Here is a 19,325-nt window from a genome sequence, read left to right as displayed (position 1 = left end):
GTTATAAAAGCAAAAGCTAAAACAACTGTTCTTCCCGCGAAAAATGGGACAGACATAAGGAACCTGTCAGTCCCTATTTTCGCTTCTCGTCTTCTCGCAAGCGAAGCGATCCTCTCGACAGTGGTCTTTCTCGATTGATCATTTCGGTGAACGGGTTTATGATCTGGGACGGTCAACAGAGAAGAGCATCTCACAGCGTTCAGTGACCAGAGAAGAACATATCTTTCATAGTACAGTGTGTCGCTTCGAATAAAAGAAGTAGGTAGTATTTATGTTTCGTTGGATTCACGCCAAGCGACATCTTCGCTCTCTTTTTCTCTTAAGGTGAGCTTCTCTCTGCATATGAAACCTAGTTATGGTAACTGCGCAAGAATTTGACTCACCTCTTGCTCGCTTAACCCTGCATCGCTCTTTTGCGTCTAACTGAGCATTTTGCAGATATTCGATCTAGAGTGCCCCTCTTTGGTTTTGAGGAGAGATTTCCACGTTTTTCGAGTTGGATTACAGAATGTATAATGTTAACGTTAACTGTTAACGTTAACACGATAAAGGGGGATAAGTAGTGAAGAGAGCCACCTTACGAGAAGTAGCACAGAAGGCGGGCACATCAATGATGACTGTATCTAGAGTGATTAACTCCAGGGATTCAGTGAGCGATGAAACAAAGTGCAAAGTACTAAGTGCAATACAGGAGCTTGGGTACGAGCCTCACAAAGATGCGCGAATTCTCAGGGGTGGAAAGACTGGGAGAATCGGGATTGTGGTCTCCGATATTAGAAACCCCTTTTATTCGCAGGTAGTTGGGGACCTCGAGGACCTTGCAGAAGAGAATAACATGGCAGTCATTGTGTCGGACACGAGCAAGAGACTTGACCAGGAGAAGAAGGCATTGAAGTCTCTACTCGATATCAAGGTTGACGCCATTGTAGTTGCTCCTGAAGGATATGAGAGTTCTCATCTTGTAGATGTAATCAGTTCGGGAACTGATGTGGTGTCCTTTGGAGTTCATTTTGAGCATAATTTGATTTCCGAGGTCTCTATCGATGAGATCGCCGGTGCTGCAAAGGCGGGCTCCCATCTTAGGAGTGTCGGAATCAGTGATGTCGTGTTGATTATGGGGAATCCGAGAAAGTTCACTACTAGAGGCAGAATGGAGGGTTTTTTGAAGGGCTTTGGAGACGTACGACAAGAGAGAGTGTTGTATCGTGAAGTTGATTGGAAAGCTTCTTACGGAACAGTGAAGGAACTGCCCAAGCTTCCCGAAGCTTTTTTCTGCTACAACGACATGATGGCAATGGGTGTCATTAGGGCTATAGAGGAAAGAGGAGCTGAAGTCGGAAAAGACGTCAAAGTAATTGGATATGACGATGTGTATATGGCAGAAATAGCAGGCATAACAACTTTAAGAATTCCGATTCGCAGCATGGTGGAGGAAGCCTTTAAAACAATATTGAGTGAAGATGTTAGAAAAAGGGTTTTCACCCCGGAATTCATACTGCGCAAGAGCGCATAAATAGGAGGTGGCGAAATGAAAAGGGTCTTATTGGCTGTTCTTTTTGTTTCAATTGCTTTGGTTGGTTTGGGAGTCCAGAAACTTGTTGTTAATTCCTACATGTCAGACCCGGAACCGAAGAGGGTATTTGAGGAACTGGTAGAACAGTTTGAGTCTATGTACCCAGACTATGATGTGACTGTTAACACATTTGCTCATGAAGACTTCAAAGTTCTCCTCAGAACGTGGCTTACTTCATCCAATCCACCAGACGTTGTCACTTGGTTTGCAGGTGAGAGAATGAGGTACTTCGCCAGCAAGGATCTCCTCGAACCAATTGGTGATATCTTTGAAGATGGCTTTGAAGCAGATTTTCCAAGGGCATTTGTGAGCGCTTCCAGCTACGAAGACAAGATCTACTTTCTGCCGCAATCGTGGTACTGGTGGGGTGTGTATTATAGGAAATCTGTTTTCGAAGAACTTGGGATTACCGTACCTGTCACTTGGAAACAATTCCTTGACGTTTGCGAGACTCTCAAGACAAACAACATGATCCCGATAACTATAGGAACAAAGTATCTCTGGACTGCAGCAGGGGTCTTTGATTATCTAAACATGAGAGTAAACGGAATCGAGTACGCACTTAAGCTCACAAATGGAGAAATCCCATATACGGATGACGGAATGAAGGCGGTTTTTGCATACTGGAAACAGCTTGTAGATAATGGGTATTTCATAAAGGATGCAACGTCCTACACATGGCAGGAAGCTGCCAACTATCTTTTCACGGGTGAAGCAGGTATGTATCTGATGGGACAGTTCATAAAGGATGTAGCTCCAGCCGGCGTGAAGGAGGATCTTGACTTCTTCAGGTTCCCTGTAATTGACGGAAATATCGGCTTGTTTGAGGATACACCAATCGATGGCTTCATGATGCCAGCCAATGCCAAAAACAAAGAAGCAGGAAAGACATTCCTCAAATTCATAGCTTCGAAGGAAGCGCAAGAATACTTTGCTACAGAACTGGGAAGACTGGCTGCAAACAAGCATGTTCCTGCGCCGGACGACCATTCCAAGAAAGGCCTGGAAATGATACTTTCATCTGATGGAGTAATGCAGTTCTATGATCGAGATACCGATCCAGAGATGGCTAATGCCGGAATGAATGGCTTTGTTGAGTTCATGACCTTCCCTTCCAGACTCGACACAATCCTGAAGAATCTCGAAAACGAACGAAACAGAATCTACAAGTAAGAATTACATGAAGGGCGGTTTGTGAAGAGCCGCCCTTCATGTCCTTATTATTTACGATAAGTCAGGAAGTACGTCATCGTTCTTGAAGACTGACATGTTTATCGCATGCTGTCAGTTGTATCAGATAGTGTTGTCTTGATCTGTACTTAGGGCTAGCGGACAGTGGAGCTTGTGAAAACGACTTAGCTACTGTCAAGAGATCAGAAAAGTTACTAGATCTTGACTTCAAGACATCTACGTGTTTCTCTGAGCACTTCTCTCTGCTTACCTGCACAGTCACGCAAGCAGACAGGAGTCAGTTGCGGGGGGGAACATGGAAAGTAGGGTCTTGAAACAGAGAGGACACGCATGGAAATCGTAAGTTAGATAATAGGCTTCAAGAGAAAGATATGAGCAATGATTACCTTGGTTTGGAGGAAACAATGAAAAGCAGAAGATGGGTTCCTTGGGCTTTTTTAGCCCTTCCTCTCACAATGTATTCTATATGGGTCATTTATCCCTTGATCAGTACGCTACTTCTCAGTTTTACCAACTGGGACGGGGTCTCAATGTCTATGGAAATCATTGGCCTGGACAACTTCAGAGAGTTGTTCAGGGACCCGTATTTCATTGTTTCCCTAGTAAACAACATTAAGTGGCTGATTGGATTTGCTTTGATATGCGTACCTGCCGGGCTCGGAATTGCTCTTTTGCTCGACCAAGGCTTTAGAGGAAATAAGGTGTACAAGACACTGATCTACCTCCCTATGACACTTTCGTTCGTTGTGATTGGACAAATCTGGTCCTGGATTCTCGAACCAAGAAGCGGCGTTTTGAACAGTTTTTTGGCCTTGCTCGGATTCAAAGGTGTTTCATGGTTGAGCAATCCCTCCATAGTAACTTACTCATTGATAATGGCAGCGTCTTGGAGGCAGATTTCTTATGCTATGGTTCTCTTTCTTGCCGGGCTTAAGGGTGTTCCGAAGGAACTGGTCGAAGCTGCCACGGTCGATGGCGCTGGTCCTTGGAAGAGATTCTGGAACGTCGTGCTTCCGATGCTTAAGCCTGCAACCATAGTGGCTGTCACAGTAAGCGTTATCGATTCGCTCAGGGCCTTCGATATCGTCTATGTTCTGACTCGTGGAGGACCCTTCTATTCATCGTCTGTCATGGCAAATTACATGTATATTAAGACATTCAACAATTACAGGATGGGCTATGGATCATCTATTGCTACTGTCCAGTTCCTTATCACCCTGGTGTTCATAGTGGTTTATATGCGGAACGTGTTGAAAAGGGAGGTCGAAAACGAATGAAGAGGACCCTTTTCTACATATTTGCCACCCTCCTCGTTCTTGTCTGGCTAATGCCTTTTGTCATAACTGCTTTTACTTCTTTGAAAAGCATGGATGAACTCATGTTAGGAAGAAGATGGTGGGAACCGCCAAAAGAAGTTCGACTTGAGAACTATGCAACTGCCTGGAATGACGCGAATATGGGTAGGTATTTCGTGAATACATTCATAATTACCGTACCTTCCGTTCTTGGCGCTCTATTCCTTTCTAGTCTGGGCGCATTCGCGCTGGCATGGTACGATTTCAAGCTTTCCAAAACTATCTTGATGATCTTTGTCGGCGGTATGTTGATTCCTTTTCAGATGCTTTTGATACCCGTATATCGTATGTCGATGTCTTTCGGAATCTACGATAGCTATATCGGTGTAATTCTCTTTCATATTGCGTTCCAGCTTGGGTTCTGCACGTTCTTCCTGAGAAACTTCATGAAGACAATACCTGAAAGCATATTCGACGCCGCGATGATTGACGGAGCGGGTCACTTCTTGATCTACAGAAGAATTGTCTTGCCTCTCGTGGTACCTGCTATGGCAGCTCTGGGGATTCTCGAGTTTACATGGATCTGGAACGATTATCTTTGGTCTCTGATACTTATACAAAGCGATAGGTTTAAGCCTGTAACCTTGGGCCTTGTCAATCTTCAAGGTCAGTGGGTTACGAGCTGGAATGTGATGGCTGCAGGGTCTATAATTGCAGCAGTTGTTCCTCTGGTAGTTTTTCTTCTTTTCCAGAGGTACTTCATAGAAGGACTTACAGTTGGGAGTGTTAAAGGATGAAATGGTTTGGAGCGGCTTATTATCCAGAGCACTGGCCTCGCGAGCGCTGGAAAGAAGATGTCAAAGTGATGAGGGAAATGGGAATGAACGTGGTACGCATAGGAGAGTTCTCCTGGAGCATAATCGAAAGGGAACGAGGCAAAATAGACTTTTCTGTCCTTGACGAAGTTATTGATCTTCTCGATTCAGAAGGGATAAAAGTTATAATGGGGACTCCCACCTGCACGCCTCCACCCTGGCTGATAAAGGAGTTTCCCGAGATACTTCAGAGGGATGTCAACGGATTGTTGATCGCCAGCGGCAGTCGCAGGCATTACTGTTTCAACTCGACTATCTATCGCAAGGAAACGGCAAGGATTGTTGAGGCTTTTGCAGACCACTTTGGTAGAGACCCCAGGATAGTCGCATGGCAAATCGATAACGAATACGGATGTCATAATTCCACGGTCTGCTTCTGCGAGAACTGTGCCACTTCATTCAGACATTGGCTTAAGAGAAAGTATGGTTCCATCGAGAACCTCAACAGAGCCTGGGGGACAGTCTTCTGGAGTCAGACATTCAATAAATGGGAAGAGATAGACCCTCCCAGAAGAACCCTTACATCTCCAAATCCCTCGTTGGTACTAGATTATAGGCGGTTTTCTTCTGACTCTGCGATTGATTATCATAATCTGCAGAGAGAGATCATTGAGCCAAAAAGCGAGGCGCCAATAACTCACAATCTTATGGTCAATTTCACAGAGATCGACTATAAGAAGCTTTCAGACTCCATCGACTTCGTATCTTGGGACAATTACATAGCGGAGGATTATGATCCGGATCTTCAGGCGCTTAACCATGACCTAATGCGTTCTCTCAAAAAGAAGCCTTTTCTCGTAATGGAGCAGCAACCCGGAAGGGTAAACTGGCGTTCAGTGAACACTTGGCACAGTGCTGATCAGCTTTCTTTTTGGGTGAAGCAGTCTTTCGCCCATGGAGCATTTGGTTCACTGATTTTCAGGTTCAGGCAATTGCCGTTCGGTTCGGAGCAGTTTCACACAGGCCTAATCGACTATGACGGCGATCCAACTGAACGCGCAAAAGCCTTTTCAGAAGTAATAGCCGGACTGGCAGATTGGAGCGTGGTCGTTCCGCAGAGAGAAGCGGCTGTTTATATTGATTATGAGAATTTCTGGATAAACGAGACAGACAATCTTAACAATAGATTTGATCTCTTACTCGATGCGATTTTGCCAGTTTACAAGGCAATCAGGAGTCTCGGTTACAACGTTGATTTCGTTTTTCCAGGTGACTCTTTGGACGGGTATTCATTTGCTTTCGTTCCTTCGAGTTTCAAGCTTGAAAGCAGTTTTGTCGACCAACTGAAGGTATTCAAGGGGAGAGTCTTCTTCACGGCTATGAGTGACCAAAAAGATTGTCACAACTTCATAAAGAAAAGCAAAGACAGCTTTCTTAACGAACTTATTGGTATAAGGGTCATTGATGCAGGTGGTATAGAAGAGACTGTGAGCATATCTTTCGCTGGCCAGATTTTCTCCTGCTCTTTTGTTGCTGAAAGAATCCTCCCTGCGAATGACTGCGAGATACTGGGAGTTTACTTGGACGGCCCATATAAGGGCAGTTCAGCACTAATAAAGCGTGAAAACAAGTACTACTTAAGCTCTATCCCGGACACCGGGTTTCTTGAAAGACTGCTTGTCGAAGCAGGGGTGGAGAAGAGAGTGGAGCAATCGGGGAGGATCATTAAGGATGGATCGCAGACAATTCTTTTGAATCCCTTTTCGCACGTTACAATGATAAAACTAAACGGGAAGGAGCATACCCTCAGGGAATACGAGGTCAGGAAACTCTGATCAGTATAAAGCACGCTCTCAAAGGCCAAGTGATGAACAATCCTTCGAGTGACAACTTGGGACCAGATTGTTTTCGTGCTACTCATACATTATCTTTGAGAAGGAAATGAAATCGGCGGTAGAGGACGATGGCACTCTCGCCGTTCATTCGAGCTTAGTCGAAGGAACGCGAAAAAGCGGTTTCGATGTGATCGTGAGCGTGGGCGAGCCTGAAGAGAACAAGATCGGCAGCGTGAATCATCACTATTGAGACACTCTTTATGCAACACTTTCTCTTTATACTTGTCTCACTTTTGGGGGCATATTAAGACTCATCTTCACTTCTCTTCACATCGGTCATATTGGCATCATTCGATGCTTGTGAAGCGCTCTCGTGTTCGAAGATAATCTTCTTGATCCGCTCCTCCGGGAATTCAGTGCCGATTACTCCTTTGAGTCTCTCGTAGAGAGCAATCATTCCCAGCAAGTCTCTCTTAAGTGTTTCATCTCCTGGTACCATTCCCTTCTCATACTTCTTTCCGTAAATGTGACCCAACTCGTAAGCGACTCCCAGTTCTCTATCTGTTCCCAGGGTTATGCTATCGTAGTCGAAGCTCTCTTCCTGCCCCAGCACTTTTCTATAGGCTTCCGCTGCTATAGAAATCTTTTGCTTTGCCTCTGCGCCGAACGTTTCCTTAAAGAATAACCAGCCTTGATTCAGCGAGAGATAGACGGCCGACATGTCTGCAGTAAAAATGTACATCACGAAATAACCCTGTGTAGGAGATTCTGTTATGTCTTTGTCGAAAACACCTATCCAGGGAATCTCTGCCCACTGCCCCTGTCCGGGGGACGCAGATACCTTGAACCTATCAGGGTACTCCGAGTCCACCATTTCCTGAACCATGGCGCTTACATCACTTCTCAGAAAGTGTGCAAGCTTGTTCTGTGCAAACTCTTTGTGCTTTTCGATGAGATACTTATTGAGGATTCGGTTGATAGCTTCCTGAATAAGCCCTCCTTATGATAACTGCCCACGCATGGAGCAATAACGTTTCGAGAGACTATCCGGCTAACTAGAGCCTACACCACAACTGTTCCGATTCCCAATGAAAATGGGACTCCCTAGAACAACCTCCCTATGGGAGTAAACGCTTTCCTCCTTTGTTCCTCCCCTCATAGTGTCCTAACTACAAGGGTAGGTAATTCCGGGGGAAGTTGCAATGGCTCTTGCATTAACAGGGAATTCTCCTCTGCAATTTCAGGGATTCACTCTCTGCAATTACCGGTACTTATATTCTGCAGCAAACAAATTCTAAGAGCTTGAGAGGCGGAGGAATCATCCGAGGGCTGAAGATCAATATCCAATGGATTGAAAAGAAGTGTTCCCTCGAAAAAGAGATTCGTGAGATCTCTGGAGGAAGCTTCCTCCCAATATGAGCATAAGAACTACTGTTCACTTCAGTGATCTCTAGTCGGTAGAAAAGCGCTTTCCTATACATGGATAGACTCTGCTTAACTGAGAAGGTTGATTTAGCAGGGCTGGGGTAGATCAATTAATCCAGCGATTTGTTTTTTTTCACATTTCTTCATCTCTTTGCATAACGCTGGAAAACGTACGATGATTAATTTATTATGTTCTACTAAACATGCTAGAGGTGGTATATGGATAGAGAGACAGTAAAGGTGACCCTCCTGGCGGAGGCACTGGAGATGAGCAGGAATTCCTATATTGAATATCGTACTCTCGAAGGGCTTGACTCATTCTTTGAAAGAAGCACAGCAATCGAGCTTGCGAAGGGACTTAAGGATGGATTCTTTCTGGACATGCCCCTGGAAAAGATAATGAGCAACGGATTCTTCAGGGGTTATCTTGCCGGTCTTATGCTTTCAGACAAGACTACTTCACATGTTGTCAAGGAGCAGATAGCCAAGATCCTTCTCGAAGATCTTCTTCGCACCCTGAATGAGGCAGAGGAAACTTCACCCGGTCAAGAAGAGAGTTTTCAATCAGAAAGAGACTTGAAGAAGAGATTCTTTTCCCTATTCGAAGAGAAAGACCGCGAAGAATCTAGAGGACTTGTAAGAGAGAATCTCTCGCTTTTCAGACATTTCGTGAATAGTGAGCATTATATTCCTATTTACCTTTGGGGTAATGAATTGACGACTTTCATTTGCGAAAACTTAGATGCTGAGCAGTTCGAGGGCTCCTTAAAGGAAGACCTGAGAAAGATTGTTCCTTCTGTACTGGCATCATACTCGATGCCCGATACTATGGGTTCGTCAGTAGGACTTAGATTACCGTCGGTTGAGAGTTATTTGAGCTCGCAGTTCCCGATTCTGGCTATGATAAGGAATCGAAAACTGAATCTGGATCAGGTGACTGAGTTCATAAAGAGCCTGTCTCACATTATGTTTGGGGATATCTTGTTGGCGCCGGTTAGCATGGCAGCAGGTGGAAAGACGGAAGAAAAAGCAAGGGCAAAACTGATTATCAATAAGATGTTCGCTTCGATGAGTGATTCTGAACTCGGTATTATGTTGAATTCCTCCAGCTACGAGTCGAGAGACGGTTTTCTTTACGAAGTTGTCGTGTGCAATGATTTCAGCAAACTTTTCGATAGACTGAAGAATATTTGGAAAGGGATAGAAAAGAAGGCTTCCCTGTTCTCCAATATGGCTATTGCGAGCGCTCTCCTGGACAAGGATGAGGCAACTGATTGTGTGGGAGAGTATGTCGCATATCTGAAGACACTGGAGCCAACAATCGCAGTTGTACGATCGGGACTCTTGTTATGCATGAAATACGACTTTGAAGACGAGGAGCTCTTCAGCAAGAAGTTTTCTGAGATAACAGATGAGAAACCAGATCCGCCTTTGATCCTATCTCTTCTTCGGGATTCTTTCGGTGATCTTGATGTGATCTATGAACATATGGCAGACGAGTATTCTAATAGAACGGCAATTGATGGTGTAATTTCGAACTTGAAATCGATTAAGGAACCTAATTTCATTTTGTTCGAGAAGACCGGCAGTCTTGAGTATTCAAGAGTGCCAATGTATACGCTGATAAACTCAGCGATAAGTCAGAACGATATCGATCATGCATTCGATACCATGGTAGCTTACTGCAAGAAGTACCGGTTCAACTTCGAATTCATGAATACACTTCTCTCCCTTTCCACAAGAGAAACTGACGAACTGAAGAAGCTCCTTCACGGTGTGGGAGAGCTCGCTTTGAACGTGCTTCACGATATCGTTGAAAAGGATAAATGGGCATCACTTATAGAGAACGAAGAGAGCCCATCCAACACCGAACTCCTGCAAGTCATCGAACATTATGTCGATAGCTTGATCGACCGGAAGGATTACAGGGAAGCACTGAGGGTTATCGAAGAAGTCTTTCCCCTTTTCGGCCCTGATGATTACGGCTACCTCTTGGCGAGCAAATTACTTGTGTGCTGGAGACTGAAAATGTTCGATGAATTGGCCAAAACAATGGAGTTTAAGAACCACAGTGGCCATCCGAAGGCTCTTGCAGTATTGGCGCTGAAGAACTATGCCTACAGGGAGCTAGACATAGCGGAACAGATTCTTCTGAACATTCTTCGCCACTGCCCTGACTTTATCAAGTATCTTCTGGAGGAAGAAGGAAACGATAAGAAGGACTTCGAGAAAGCAGAAAGAGGCAACCTCACTAGTCAGAAAAGAGTCGATTCGCTGACTCTTGCAGAAGAGTTCAGAGGGGACTGGCTTAACCTGAGGGGCGGAAAGGAATGGCTGAAGAAAGTGCAGAAGGTTTTTGATGAAGTGAGGAGTAGTAATACGCCGAGGAACCTTGACTCTTCTAGCTGCTAATGAATTAAAACAATGGAGTTCCCGAAAGTGCCATCTTTCTCAGAAGCATTGCTTCTATTCTTCTTCTTTATACTCATCGTTACTATACTCATTTCCTGTTTCTCCTCCAAGTTCTCAATAAGTTTAAGGGGTGAATATCTTCTTGATTACCTCTTCAAGAGACAAGAAAGGAAAAGGTTCCAAAAGAATGAGCTTGAATAACATCGAAATCGGAAGATATTCATCATTATTTGCCGGTGATGGTCGTTGATACATTTAAGGTAGATGAGAAACGGTTACTGCTTGAGAGTCATTAGGCATTATAATCATTATAATGATAATGTTGAGTGGTGATCAAGATGAGTGAAGATGAACGGATTGATGCTTTCTCTACGGAACCATTGCATTCACAGCTTACAACGATAATCAGGAACAACATCCTTACCGATAGGTGGCCTGCAGGCGATAAGATTCCGAATCAGCAAGAGCTTTGCAAAAAGTATGAGGTGAGCCTTGCTGTAGTTCGTCAGGCTGTTGAAAAGCTGGTGTCTGAAGGCTTTCTTCTCAAGAGGCAAGGCAAAGGAACCTATGTCATGGATCCCAGAATTAGACAGGGCCCCAGAAAACTCACTAGTCTCAGTCAGGAACTTACTGCTAGGGGGGCTAAGGTCGGCAGTGAGATTCTCGATTCTCGAGTTGAAGCTTCGGGTTCTAAGTTTGCACGGATTTTCGACCTCACTCCAGATGAAAAGGTAATAAGGATCAAACGACTTCGCCTAATGGACATGAGCCCACTAGGAATTCAAACCTTTTTCTGCCCAGAAAAACTCTTCCCTGACCTGCTTAAGAAAAACCTTACCGAATCCCTCTATGGGCTTGTAGAAAATCATTACGGGTATAGATTCGTATCTGCTGATGAAACCTACACAGCGATAATTATCAGCGAAGCGGACTGCAAACTACTCAAAGTCGAGTTTCCATATGCGGGCTTCTATGTTGAACGCATCTCCAGAGGAGCTGACGGAAAAGCCATCGAATATACTGAATCGATAATAAGAGGCGATAAGTACTCTGTCCTAATCCATCTGAGGAAGTGATTCTTTGAATAGACTTGTTATTGATATTGGAGGAACCAATACCAGAGTATGTCTTGTAGACGAAACGCCGGCTGTGGTTTTTAAGGAGCGCATTAGCTATTCTGACGATATTGGGGGTTTTCGAGCAATACTGAAAGAAAGCTGCCGCAAGTTTCTCAGTAGAGAGGAAACGGCGGACGTGGTCGGTCTCTCTGTTGCGGGAGGATATCTTCTCAAGAGCAAGAGAATCTGGATTCCTAATCTCTTCGGTACAGAACTTGTGTGTCCGTTCGATCTACTAGATTTGGATGAAAACCACTTGTTCGTTACTAATGATAGGGTCTCTGGAGCTATAGGCGAAATGGAATTTGGCAAAGCCAAAGGAGTCAGGGATTTTCTCTATATCTCGATTGGAACAGGAGTAGGAATGGGAATTGTGTCAAATGGAATGGTAATTGAGGGAAGTAACGGACTTGCAGGTTCCGCTGGTTGGCTCAGATTCGATGAAGAGAGAATTGAATATCTGGTCGGCGGCGTTGGAATCACATCGAAGTATGAGGAGCTTACGGGCGAGAAACTCCCCGCTTACGAGATCTTCACTCTGGCAGAACAAGGCGCTCCAAAAGCAGCTGAAGTCGTTAACAGGGCAGGAAGGTATCTCGGAAAGCTCATCTCTTGCTTTCTGAACAGCACTGATCCTGAGAGAATAGTGCTTTCAGGTAGTATTGGAAGGCGATGGAGATCTTTGAAGAATGAAGCACTAAGGTCTATTGAAAGCCACAAAAGCCCCATGGTTCCTATCCCCCAAATTCTCCTAAGCAATCTCGGGGAGGATGCTCAGATTCTTGGAACGACAATACTCATGCAACGAAAACAAACTGCGTAGGAGGTATATTGATGGCTATTTCTGCTTATCTTTCTGCAGTAAGGAAACTGGTAGACAGTATCGAATCGGAACAAGGAAAAGCCATAGGTGAAACAGCTGAGATGATGGCGAACTCTATTCTGGAAGGAGGGTTTGTTCATTTTTTTGGTAGTGGGCACTCAGTCATTCCGGTAATGGACGCTTTCCCGCGATATGGCAGTTTTCTTGGTCTGAATGCCCTGATGGAGCCAAGACTGATGTGGGGGAGCATCACAGGCCCTTCGAGTGCTCCAGGGTTGTTGCTAATAGAACGCAAGGAGAATTTCGTGGTTGATGGCTTCCTGCGTTATCAGCCCGTGAAGAAGGGCGATGTCATGGTTATCTACTCACATGGTGGATTGAACGCTGCTCCAGTTGAGGCAGCCTTATTTGGCAAGAGTAGAGGGGTAAATGTCGTAGCTGTCACTTCCGAATCGAACCAGCAGCTTGCAAAGGCTACTCATTCATCCGGAAGAAAGCTGATAGATATCGCAGATATACTGATTGATAACTGTGTCCCGCCTGAAGATGCTGTTGTTGAACTGAAAGGAATTCGAGCGAAGGTTGGGGCAATTTCAACTGTAGCAGCCGTAGTGATCACTATGTGTATGATATCTGAGACTGCGGAGATTCTCAACGAAAGGGGGTATGACCTGAAAATCTTTGTTTCTCCGAATGTTGAGGGTTACGGAGTTAGTCATAATCTTGAGATATTCGACGAACATAACAAGAGAATTTCTGCTCATTCACTTAATGAGTAGTAGGCGTCAGAAGGTTGACTGTCTACAAAGGAGGAGAGAGTATGAAGAAAACGATTTTCGTTCTATTCGTTTTGATTGTGTCCGTTGTGTTCTCGCAGACCACCCTCGTGTTCCAGACTCACTGGTCGGATTTTCGTGTGAACGGGATATTTGACAAAAGCGGAAACCTTCTTTATCCTGGACTAAAGCATTATCTGGAAGAATATGAAGCCCTAAACCCCGGTATTAAGATTGAGATTAGAGAAGTTCCTTTTGGCAACTATCTGCAACAAATACTCGTAGGGCACATGGCAGGCAGAGCGGCGGACATCTACAACCTGTACTCTCTTTGGGGAGTACAACTAGTCGGCTCACAAGTACTTGCTGTTGCTCCTGAACATATTGCATCAAGAGTTAAGTCGGATTTCTCACTAACTTCGGTCCAGGGAGCAACTATCAGTGACACAATAATGGGAATTCCGGCAGAAGTAAATACTTATGCCCTAATCTACAACAAGCAACTGTTTGCAGAAGTTGGTCTGTATGAGCCGCCGGAGACATGGGAAGAACTAGTTGAATATGGAAAGCTACTAACAAAGAAGGATTCTCGTGGAGTCATCTCACAATACGGCTTCGCATTTCCAATGCTAGAGGAGAGTTCTGTAAGTGACATAGTTCATCCGTATTTTGCACTTCTTTACAGCGCTGGAGGAGCTCCGTTCAACGACGACTTAACGAAATCACTTCTGGACAGCCAAGCCGCAATTCGTGCTATGGAAGCTATTGTTGATCTCTTCAAAGAAGGAGTAACGGATACTGCAGGTGGTCTTTACGATTTCACCCAGAAGAATGTTGCAATGGTTATCAAAGCACCATGGTATGTCTCCTATTTGAAGGAAGCTTTTGGAGACGAGTACGAAGACATTGTCGGTATTGCTCCTATCCCTTATCTGGACAAACCTGCAACCTCGGCCTATACGTTCTTCTACGCTGTTCATAGTGGTTCTGAGCACCAGGAAGAGGCTTGGAAATTCCTTGACTGGTTTGCTCTGCAATACAAAGCTGCCCCGAAAGTAACTAGAGCCGGAGAACTTGGCGCACAGGTTATCGGCGTTATCCCGCCTAATGAAAGTGATCTTGCATACTTCACATCCCAGCTAGTAGATCTACAAGAATATGTATCACTTCTTAATGTAGCTACTTCAGAACCAAATGTAACCCAGGGAGATCAGATAAAGAAAACGATTATGGACGAAATAGTAGCTGCAATGAACTACATGAAAACTCCTGAGCAGGCTATGAAGGATGCTGCATCGAAAATAAACTCCATCCTTCATTCTGCTAACTGATGAAATGTAGAGGTGGGGCCAGCCCCCACCTCTATTCTTCGTTGATCTGTGCGGAGGTGTTAGTGTGACAAGAAAAGGCAAAGAAAACCTTACAGCGTATCTGTTCTTAAGTCCAATACTTCTGTTTTTTGCAGTCTTCTTCTGCTTTGCTGTAGGCTTTTCAATTCTGATCTCTTTTAAAGACTGGAATATGCTTGTCTCACCGATCGGAGCACCCTTTGTCGGCCTTAGCAACTACCTGAGTCTATTCTCTGATCCGATGTTCAGATCGGGCCTTTTGAATACTGTTGTCTTTGCTCTTATTGTCACATTTGCGAGCGTTATTCTTGCACTATTCGTCGCTATGGCACTTTACAAGGTAAGGGGATCAGCAGTGTGGAGATTTGTTTTCTTTGCTCCGATGATAACACCTGCAGTCGCAGTTGGAAAGATCTGGAGTTATCTTTATAACCCGAGTTATGGTGTGATTAACCATACTTTGGGCTGGCTAGGTATCCCCGGCAAAGCTTGGCTATCAGATCCGAAACTTGTTCTGCCTTCAATAATGATTGTTGCTATCTGGAGTGGCCTTGGAGTTCCAATGCTTATCTTAACAGCGGGGCTTGACTCGATACCTTCTTCGTATTATGATGCAGCAAGGATTGATGGCTCGTCGAAGTTCAGGACCTTTATAAGCATTACTCTCCCGCTTCTGAAACCGACTACTCTATTCTTACTTGTAACAGGTCTAATTAACGCTTGGCAGACCTTCGATCTGATCTACATAATGGGAGGAGCTGCGCCATCTTCAAGCACCCAATTGGTGTCGATATATATGTACAACACGGCCTTCTCATATATGCAGATGGGAAAAGCATTGGCAGCTTCAGTAATACTATTCGTCATCTCTCTCTTCACAACTCTGTTGGCCCTTAGATCCTTTAGGAAGGGTGGAATGGAGAGTTACTATGCATAATCGAGTGAAGAGGAGAATAAGTGCAGTATTAAAATACGCTTTGATTGCTGCAGCGGGTTTCATAATGGTATACCCTTTTCTATGGCTTCTATCTTCTTCTCTGATGACTGTTCGCGAATTTGTCTCAGTACCGCCCAAATTGGTGCCTACAGTTCCGCAATGGGGCAACTACGCGGCTGTACTCAAGAGGGTGCCTTTCTTTCGATATCTTCTTAACAGCGTGATAGTGGCCACAAGCATCTCTTTGTTGGTCGCTTTCACGAGCGCGCTCGGCGGTTATGTCTTTGCGAAAATGAATTTCACCGGGAAGAAGGTTCTTTTCAGGTTCATACTGGCGACCATGATGTTTCCGAATTTCCTATTTCTGATTCCAAATTTCTTCTTGTTGACTAAGATCGGTTGGGTTGATACGTATTTAGCATTGATCATGCCATTTGCTGTCAGCGGATATGGCATATTTCTGCTGAGACAGTTCATCATGAACATCCCCTCGGAACTCATCGAAAGTGCTAGGATGGATGGTGCGTCGCAGATAAGGATCTTCATGCAGATTGTTGTACCACTTTCTCTTCCTGCGATGGCCACGTTAGTCCTACTGACTTTCGTCGCTCAGTGGAACAACTTCCTGTGGCCGATGATCGTTACCTCTTTCACCCCTTCACTTACAACTATCCCCGTTGGAATCGCGAAGCTTAATCTTTCATTTGGTAGTCTTGCAAACCAGCATCTAGTCCTGGCCGGAATGGTTATTCAAATACTGCCCGTTATTCTACTGTTCCTCTTCTTGCAGAGATACTATGTTAAGGGAATAGTGATGACCGGTTTCGGAGGAATCTGAGGATTCTCGAATCAAGGAATGAAGGATATTGTCGACGAGTTGTTAAGAGAGACTCTCAACCTTAGCCGGTTATGATATGGTATCGCAATAACTGTGAAAGTATATACAAAAAGGTTAGGCCACACACTTTCAGTCTGTAAGGGCAACTTGGCAAGAGCGTTGCTGTTTCGCGTCTAAAATCTCGACTGAATGTTGAGAGATCATCAGCCCAGACTATAGCGCAACTTATTCTTGAATAGGTGTTTTGTGATAACCCATGTTCAGAGCAAAGGAGGATTCTCAGAAATCTCACCGATCATTTCTTCCTGATGATCTGCAAAGAATTATGGATTGCTGTAGATCTTTTCTCCCGGCTTCAGCGAATGAACAAGCCAGACATTACCTCCGATTACGCAGTTGTCTCCGACTACCGTATTCCCTCCAAGGACCGTAGCTCCCGCGTATATAACGACGTGATTACCAATATCGGGATGGCGTTTTATCCCTTTGATCGGATTGCCGTTTTCGTCGAGTTCGAAGCTCTTGGCTCCAAGCGTGACTCCTTGATAGATCTTCACATGATCTCCGATTCTGCATGTCTCTCCTATCACCACACCCGTACCGTGATCTATGAAGAAGTGCGTCCCTATTGTCGCACCCGGATGAATATCGATACCGGTCTTCTGATGAGCATATTCGGTCATTATTCTCGGTATTAGGGGGACCTTGAGCAAGTACAGAATATGGGCTAACCTATAGATGCTTATCGCTTCATAAGCGGGATATGCAATCATAATCTCTTCCACCGATTGCGCTGCAGGATCTCCTTCGTACGCTGCACGCACGTCTTTGACAAGCTTCTTTGCGACTGTGGGAAGCTCATCCAGGAATCTGCTCGTGATACTTGAAGCTTCTTCTTCACTCAACTCCGGTTGAATGTCGAGGATAAGCTTTTCGAGGACTCTCATGGCCTTCAAGAGCGACTCCTGTTCGTCTGTCGTTTCGTTTTGTGAAAGTTGAGGGCAGATCGTTCTGCGGATAAGGTGAATAAGCTCGATTGTTTTGAGCTTCACATTACCAAGCGAGTAAGAATTCGATGAACAATGAGTCTTGGCAATTTCCTTGTAGACGCCACTTATTCTAACTGATATCTCACTAAAATCACTATTCACTTAGACTGTCTCCTTTCAGGCTTAATTACTGAGTTGCTTCTGTTCAAGTATAGTCGAGTCTAGCTAAGATATCATTGCCATATTCGAAAGTGCTGTCGGCTGTCTCCTCAAAGTAGTCACTGGTTAACGGGAGGCTAGAGATTACTCTGCATGTCCTTTCTTCTTTACAAGATTGTTAGAAGATGAGTTTGCATTAGCCTTTTGCTCGTGCTGTCAATTGGGTACGATGAAAGTGTGGATGCGATGCATTTTGGCTTCTTTAGATACTTCGATTTCTTAGCAGTCATTTCCAATCCTTCAAGGGGGTGTTTACGTGAGAATAACCTTGCTCATGCCCTGGTTTTGCTCGTCATAGTTATTGCTTGCTGTGTGTTCGTCAATAGACTTCCCGTGTGGTCTGCGATTGAAGATTTCACGAGAAATATAGGATCTCTACTTGAAATCGATCTCACCGATTACTGTTCAGACCCCGATAGTGATGAACTGAGCTTCAGTCTGGTCGGCGGCCCGGGGAGTATTAACGGAAGCAATTACTCATGGACGGTTTCGGGGGCCATCGGTACAAGGGAAGTCGAGATTGAGGCTTCCGATGGGGAAGGAAAGTCCAGCACAAACTTCACGATTACCGTTAAAGGTCCGCCCAACACTCCATCAAAACCCTCTCTTTCAGATAACGCAGTCAATCAGAATTTCCTCTTAATCACATTATCGTGGGAAGGAGGAGATCCAGATGGAGATGAGGTAACCTATGATCTGTATTTTGGAAAGACTCCCGATCCAGCTCTGCTTAGAGAAGACTTTTCTTCGACAACTCATACCAAATCGGCACTCGAGAATTCAACCAAGTATTATTGGAAGGTCGTGGCAAACGACGGCACTCACGAAGTGGAAGAACCTGTATGGAGCTCCACAACCAGGGCCTTCTGTCTAGTTCAGGAAAGCTTTGAATCCCTAACTCTAGGACCGTTATCTTCATCGACTCTTTCGTGGGGAGACTATCAGAAGGCATCGACTTTGTTCGCCGAGATCACTCAAAGAGGTTTCGACGGAACGAAAGGGCTTACTTTTGTTGACCCGACTGTATTTGGGTATGCAAAAGTCGTTGCGAGGGATTCAAGCCAGCGAAATCAGGTGCAATCAAGTTTGATTTCAGGGTTTCAGAAAATGGTTTCTTCGGTGTCGGAGACCCCATACGTCGCGCTCCATATGTCTATGTTGGAGACTTTGGTGACGGTTTTGGCGTATATACGTACAATTATCAGACAGACAAAGTGAGAAAGAGAAGCGAGTTGGAACACGACTCCTGGTATCTGATATTGATGGAGTTCGACTTCACCGACTCACCGGGTTTCGCCGTGTACGTCGACAACATAATTGTTCCCTGTGGATACGAGTCATATTCCGAGGGCTTTGACTTCACCAAATTCCACTTCATAGTCTTCGCTGACAAGACATGCTCATATGTTGATTTTGACAACATAATTGTATGCGTAACCGAACCAGGGTACTCGACCACCGGAAAATAGCCGCCGCGTTTGGCCAGTTCAGACCATACTGGATAAGCCGAATTAACCGAGTCATGAGACATTGGCTTGGCTCGTCGTTTGACCAACTCATCACTAACCATAACTTAGGGATCTACTAAGAAACCGTACGATGCCTCTTTTCCTTAGGAATATATGCTGTGTTTGCCTTCCGATTATTCTGATCTTAAGATTCACTCTCTGCAATTACCGGTACTTATTCTGCAGCAAACAATTTTAAATCCTCCCTTGATGGAGGAGGGC

General features: G+C 44.7%; 17 protein-coding genes. 15 read left to right on the top strand and 2 right to left on the bottom strand.

Translation table 11 applies throughout. The annotated features are described in order from the left end of the window. The first annotated feature begins 562 nt into the window (after window positions 1-562). The 6 genes from B3K91_RS09115 to B3K91_RS09090 all read left to right on the top strand — a co-directional run bounded on the left by B3K91_RS09115 (window position 563) and on the right by B3K91_RS09090 (window position 6,959). On the top strand, window positions 563-1,513 hold the full coding sequence (locus B3K91_RS09115; protein ID WP_292590629.1) for a LacI family DNA-binding transcriptional regulator: 951 nt from the start codon (window positions 563-565) through the stop codon (window positions 1,511-1,513). A gap of 15 nt (window positions 1,514-1,528) precedes the next feature. After that, on the top strand, window positions 1,529-2,746 hold the full coding sequence (locus B3K91_RS09110; protein WP_292592792.1) for an ABC transporter substrate-binding protein: 1,218 nt from the start codon (window positions 1,529-1,531) through the stop codon (window positions 2,744-2,746). 422 nt (window positions 2,747-3,168) lie between these two features. Further along, window positions 3,169-4,041: a carbohydrate ABC transporter permease gene (locus B3K91_RS09105; RefSeq protein ID WP_214060908.1), complete on the top strand. Its 873-nt coding sequence runs from the start codon at window positions 3,169-3,171 to the stop codon at window positions 4,039-4,041. Then, window positions 4,038-4,856, top strand: a complete 819-nt coding sequence (locus tag B3K91_RS09100) for a carbohydrate ABC transporter permease (RefSeq protein WP_292590632.1) — start codon at window positions 4,038-4,040, stop codon at window positions 4,854-4,856. The genes B3K91_RS09105 and B3K91_RS09100 overlap by 4 nt, the downstream gene beginning before the upstream one ends. Beyond that, window positions 4,853-6,709: a beta-galactosidase gene (locus B3K91_RS09095; RefSeq protein WP_292592793.1), complete on the top strand. Its 1,857-nt coding sequence runs from the start codon at window positions 4,853-4,855 to the stop codon at window positions 6,707-6,709. Before B3K91_RS09100 ends, B3K91_RS09095 begins: the two co-directional genes overlap by 4 nt. Window positions 6,710-6,815: 106 nt before the next feature. After that, complete coding sequence (locus B3K91_RS09090) at window positions 6,816-6,959, top strand: hypothetical protein (RefSeq protein ID WP_292590636.1); 144 nt, start codon at window positions 6,816-6,818, stop codon at window positions 6,957-6,959. A gap of 54 nt (window positions 6,960-7,013) precedes the next feature. Here the strand turns inward: B3K91_RS09090 and B3K91_RS09085 are convergent, their stop codons facing one another. After that, window positions 7,014-7,679, bottom strand: coding sequence for an MrcB family domain-containing protein (locus B3K91_RS09085; protein ID WP_292592804.1), 666 nt, complete (start codon window positions 7,677-7,679; stop codon window positions 7,014-7,016). 674 nt (window positions 7,680-8,353) lie between these two features. On the opposite strand from B3K91_RS09085, the gene B3K91_RS09080 reads away from it, so the two are divergent. From B3K91_RS09080 to B3K91_RS09050, 7 genes are all read left to right on the top strand, one after another. Further along, window positions 8,354-10,546, top strand: a complete 2,193-nt coding sequence (locus tag B3K91_RS09080) for a hypothetical protein (protein ID WP_292594784.1) — start codon at window positions 8,354-8,356, stop codon at window positions 10,544-10,546. A 338-nt stretch (window positions 10,547-10,884) separates the two neighbouring features. Then, a complete protein-coding gene (locus B3K91_RS09075; RefSeq protein ID WP_292592795.1) occupies window positions 10,885-11,622 on the top strand; it encodes a GntR family transcriptional regulator in 738 nt (245 codons plus the stop codon). A gap of 4 nt (window positions 11,623-11,626) precedes the next feature. Continuing rightward, window positions 11,627-12,487 (top strand): ROK family protein, encoded by an 861-nt coding sequence (locus tag B3K91_RS09070; protein ID WP_292594782.1) that lies wholly within the window; start codon window positions 11,627-11,629, stop codon window positions 12,485-12,487. 11 nt (window positions 12,488-12,498) lie between these two features. Next, window positions 12,499-13,266: a sugar isomerase domain-containing protein gene (locus B3K91_RS09065; RefSeq protein WP_292592798.1), complete on the top strand. Its 768-nt coding sequence runs from the start codon at window positions 12,499-12,501 to the stop codon at window positions 13,264-13,266. A gap of 41 nt (window positions 13,267-13,307) precedes the next feature. Then, entirely contained in the window at window positions 13,308-14,594 is a 1,287-nt protein-coding gene (locus tag B3K91_RS09060; RefSeq protein ID WP_292594780.1) for an extracellular solute-binding protein, read from the top strand. Window positions 14,595-14,658: 64 nt separating this feature from the next. Next, window positions 14,659-15,549 (top strand): carbohydrate ABC transporter permease, encoded by an 891-nt coding sequence (locus B3K91_RS09055; RefSeq protein WP_292592802.1) that lies wholly within the window; start codon window positions 14,659-14,661, stop codon window positions 15,547-15,549. Continuing rightward, window positions 15,542-16,387, top strand: coding sequence for a carbohydrate ABC transporter permease (locus tag B3K91_RS09050; protein WP_292592803.1), 846 nt, complete (start codon window positions 15,542-15,544; stop codon window positions 16,385-16,387). The genes B3K91_RS09055 and B3K91_RS09050 overlap by 8 nt, the downstream gene beginning before the upstream one ends. Window positions 16,388-16,710: 323 nt before the next feature. Here the strand turns inward: B3K91_RS09050 and epsC are convergent, their stop codons facing one another. Next, on the bottom strand, window positions 16,711-17,538 hold the full coding sequence (gene epsC, locus B3K91_RS09045; RefSeq protein ID WP_292594778.1) for a serine O-acetyltransferase EpsC: 828 nt from the start codon (window positions 17,536-17,538) through the stop codon (window positions 16,711-16,713). A gap of 243 nt (window positions 17,539-17,781) precedes the next feature. On the opposite strand from epsC, the gene B3K91_RS09040 reads away from it, so the two are divergent. Further along, window positions 17,782-18,813 (top strand): hypothetical protein, encoded by a 1,032-nt coding sequence (locus tag B3K91_RS09040; RefSeq protein ID WP_292594776.1) that lies wholly within the window; start codon window positions 17,782-17,784, stop codon window positions 18,811-18,813. Then, window positions 18,810-19,064, top strand: a complete 255-nt coding sequence (locus tag B3K91_RS09035; RefSeq protein WP_292590643.1) for a hypothetical protein — start codon at window positions 18,810-18,812, stop codon at window positions 19,062-19,064. Before B3K91_RS09040 ends, B3K91_RS09035 begins: the two co-directional genes overlap by 4 nt. Window positions 19,065-19,325: the final 261 nt, after the last annotated feature.

The organism is Mesotoga sp. UBA5847 (assembly GCF_002432735.1).
Lineage (GTDB): Bacteria > Thermotogota > Thermotogae > Petrotogales > Kosmotogaceae > Mesotoga.
The sequence above is the reverse complement of the archived record's forward strand: the minus strand, read 5'-3'. Positions and strand labels throughout refer to the sequence as shown.